General features: G+C 32.4%; 4 protein-coding genes. All 4 read left to right on the top strand.

Annotated elements, in window-relative coordinates:
• Window positions 1–270: 270 nt before the first annotated feature.
• The 4 genes from PSF86_RS17700 to PSF86_RS17685 all read left to right on the top strand — a co-directional run bounded on the left by PSF86_RS17700 (window position 271) and on the right by PSF86_RS17685 (window position 3,542).
• Complete coding sequence (locus PSF86_RS17700; RefSeq protein WP_277901424.1) at window positions 271–735, top strand: hypothetical protein; 465 nt, start codon at window positions 271–273, stop codon at window positions 733–735.
• Window positions 736–831: 96 nt separating this feature from the next.
• A complete protein-coding gene (locus PSF86_RS17695) occupies window positions 832–1,605 on the top strand; it encodes a hypothetical protein (RefSeq protein WP_277901423.1) in 774 nt (257 codons plus the stop codon).
• A 144-nt stretch (window positions 1,606–1,749) separates the two neighbouring features.
• Window positions 1,750–2,460: a RipA family octameric membrane protein gene (locus PSF86_RS17690; protein WP_277901422.1), complete on the top strand. Its 711-nt coding sequence runs from the start codon at window positions 1,750–1,752 to the stop codon at window positions 2,458–2,460.
• Between the two features lie 17 nt (window positions 2,461–2,477).
• Window positions 2,478–3,542 (top strand): hypothetical protein, encoded by a 1,065-nt coding sequence (locus PSF86_RS17685; protein WP_277901421.1) that lies wholly within the window; start codon window positions 2,478–2,480, stop codon window positions 3,540–3,542.
• Window positions 3,543–3,659: the final 117 nt, after the last annotated feature.

Raw genomic sequence — 3,659 nt, 5'->3', positions numbered from 1 at the left:
AAACTGATTGAACAGTTTCTCCTGATATTGCTTTTTGCCTTGCATACTACAATATAGGTATCTAATGAAAGGAAAATATCAACCCTATGTCAATTTTTTGCTAACTTGTGCAACAGGCACATTGGCTATAAGTAATTGCTCGTTCTCGCCTCTTTCTGAAAATCCGCGAGGATTTTCAGTTTGGTGCGTACTTGCAAAGTTAAGTGCTAAACCACGCAACTACTCATAGCCTAGACCGTTAGCCACAAGCTGAAAAAAAACCGAACTACAATGATTGAATGGATAAATGAAAGATTCGGAACAAATTTTACCGAAGAACAATTAATAAATGTCAAAGACTTTTCACTTTTTTGGAACATCTTTGAAAATTTAGTTTGTGGAAATCATTGCAATGTGAATCGCTTAAATGAAAGACTAAATCCAATCGATTTTGAAATTGCTGACTTTCAAGAAAATTTTGAATATTTCAAAGAAAGGTATACCGAAAACGGAACAACAAATGCTCGATTTGAATATCTGAATTTTCGGAATGGAGACAGAAAAGAGTTTGTTGCAAATGTACTTTTAGGAAATGAAAATGCAACTTCTGACATAGTTTTAGCACTAACAATTATAATCTATAGATTTAGAAACAACCTCTTTCACGGATTAAAAAACTTTATGCAGATTCACGAGCAAGAAGAAAATTTTAAAAATGCTAATCAAGTTATAAAGTCAATACTTACACATTTTTAATATTTGAGCAAACTACAAGAAATATTTAGCAATCGAGAAATTTCATTATTAATTTGGCTTGGAGTTTTTATAATTTTCGTACTCACACAAAAGTCAATGAGAAATTCATTGGCAGATGTTATAAAATTACTTTTTGGTAAATATTTCCTTGTAATCTATTTAACTTTAGGAATTTATTTGTTTGGAGTATTTAGTCTACTAAAAGCAATTGGATTTTGGACATTTGCAGACATTAAAGATTCAATCTTTTGGCTTTTTTCAGTTGCATTTGTTTTGGTTTTTAGCCTGAATAAAGCCAAAGACAGTAAATATTTTAAAGAAATTCTTTTCGACACAATAAAAGTGATTGCGATATTAGAATTTGTGATTAATTTTTACAATTTCAGTTTAGTAACAGAACTAATAATTCTTCCAATATTAATCTTTATTGTAATGCTTCAAGCTGTTGCAGGTTTAGATTCAAAGAATGCACAAGTTGCAAATTTACTAACGAATCTAATGGCAATATTTGGTTTCGGACTATTAATTTATTCAATCTATCAAATGGCAAATGGATATTCCGACTTCTTTAAATTAGGAACATTACACTCATTTATTTTACCAATAATACTAACAACATTGTTCTTGCCTTATTTATACTGTTTATCACTTTACAGTATTTACGAATCATACTTTATTAGACTTGATTTTATGACTGTAAAAAAAGAAAAAGTCAAAAAAGTTAAAAAGTATATCAGACGAAGAGCTCACATAAACATAAATCGGCTGAACAGAATAATGGAACGTTTTGACAAAAAAGTATTTTATGACAATACGAACTTGAAAAAATATGTAAAGAAAATAAGCAAACGGAAAAAAGCCAGTGGCTAACAACGTGTATAGCTCATTGCGGCTGAATTCCTAATCGGAATTCATTGCAATTTGCTATCTTTAGGTCACGGCGGAAAATCCTCGCGGATTTCCCGCAACGAGCCATACACGAGAAACGTTAGCCCTCATTAAAAACAAAACAATTTGTCAAAGAAAAAACCAACTGATAAAAAGAAAAATGTCTTTCAAAGAATAAAAAAATTCGGATTTGAAACGAATAAATCTGCATTGGAAAAAATGTCTGACAAAGAGTATATTGACACGTTCATAAAAGGAGTCGAATACGAAAAAATTGAACGTGCTTATAACAAAGCTTGGGAAGCCAAAAACTTTGAAATAGAAAACTATTGGAAAAGGGCTAATTATTTCTGGGCATTTCAAGTGGCATCATTTGCAGGCTATTTCGCAGTTGTAAGTGCAGAGAGCTTAGAAAAAGAACCTCAAATTTCCTATGTAGTAATTTGCATTGGACTTGTAACAGCTTTTGCTTGGAGTTTTATAAACCGTGGAAGTAAAACGTGGCAAAGGCACTGGGAAATTCACGTTGATATGTTGGAGGAACAGGTTACAGGACCTTTGTATAAAACTGTAACTAAAAAAAAGACTTTTTCAGTATCTAAAATTAATGACATCGTAAGCAGGTTTTTTGTGTTGATTTGGAGTGTTCTTGTATTAAAATATTTTATAGAGTATATTAATTTTTATCCGTCCAATATTAAACATTTCGATTACGTAGTTTTTCTTTCAACCATTGGAATGGGGTATTTTATTTGTGCAATGTATTTTGGTCACGGAAGAGGAATGTTCGGAAAAAGAAAAGTACAGTTTTATAAACGTCATTTTGATATTAAATAACCTATACTATGACAGGAATGACAAGAGAAGAAGGAATTAATCAAGTTTATGGAGGTGGTGGACACGTTGTAATTTTGGGTGCAGGTGCAAGCATAGCCTCTACAATTCGTAATCCTGAAAAGAATGGAAAACAACTTCCTTCTATGGATAACTTTGTTGATGTAGTTGGATTATCTGATTTAATAGATTTAGTACCAAAAGAATTAAGAGCAAAAAACTTTGAGACTTTATATACCAATCTACACAATGACAATCCTAACTCTGAACTTCTTCAAGAAATAGAGAGGAGAATCAAACTCTATTTTGGAGATATGGAGCTTCCAGATGAGCCGACTATTTATGATTACTTGGTTCTTTCTTTGAGAAATAAAGATTTAATAGCAACATTTAATTGGGACCCATTTCTTTACCAAGCTTGGGTAAGGAATAATAAGTTTACAAAAGACTTACCATATCTTTCATTCTTACACGGAAATGTCGCAATAGGCTACAGTAAAGAAGATAATAGATGTGGTCCTGTAGGAATGTATATGCGAGCTGATGGAGGATATTTTGAACCTACCAATCTCTTATATCCAGTTGAACAAAAAAATTATACAGATGACCCATTTATTAATGTTGAATGGGAAAGAGTAAAATATTGGTTGAGTAAAGAAACAGGAACAGTTAGGGCAACTATTTTTGGCTATGGTGCGCCAGCATCTGATTTAGAAGCTGTATCACTGCTAAACAATGCTTGGGGTACGCCTGATGATAGAGAAATGGAGCAATTCGAAATAATCGATATAACACCAGAGAATGAATTGGTGGACAGATGGAAAGGATTTATTCATTCTCACCACTATGATACAACTGATAATTACTTTGATTCGATTTTGGGATTAAACCCAAGAAGAACAAGCGAAAGTTACTTTAGTCATTATATGCCAATGACACCTGATGAAGCATTTAGGAAAAACAATCCTGTGCCAAGAGACTTTAAAACACTCGAGGAACTTTGGGAATGGCATAAACCATTGATAGAAGCTGAAGAACGTAAAGAAGCCGAATTAAAAGCGAAAGAAGAAAATAACGAGGGCTAACAACGGTAACCGTTGCACAACCTATTAATTGTATAAATACAAGATCCAAATAAGCCCTTAAAAGGGCTTTTATTTTGTGGTATAGTTTAGCTGTAAACTAAAATTGAGAGGCTTATA

The organism is Galbibacter pacificus (genome assembly GCF_029603165.1).
GTDB lineage: Bacteria > Bacteroidota > Bacteroidia > Flavobacteriales > Flavobacteriaceae > Galbibacter > Galbibacter pacificus.
Note: the sequence above shows the minus strand (reverse complement) of the source record. Positions and strands in the feature narration are given on the sequence as shown.

Excerpts from the sequence above, each read along its gene's own strand:
- PSF86_RS17685 (WP_277901421.1), top strand. The coding sequence starts at position 2,478 with ATGACAAGAGAAGAAGGAATTAATCAAGTTTATGGAGGTGGTGGACAC.
- PSF86_RS17700 (WP_277901424.1), top strand. The coding sequence starts at position 271 with ATGATTGAATGGATAAATGAAAGATTCGGAACAAATTTTACCGAAGAA.
- PSF86_RS17695 (WP_277901423.1), top strand. The coding sequence starts at position 832 with ATGAGAAATTCATTGGCAGATGTTATAAAATTACTTTTTGGTAAATAT.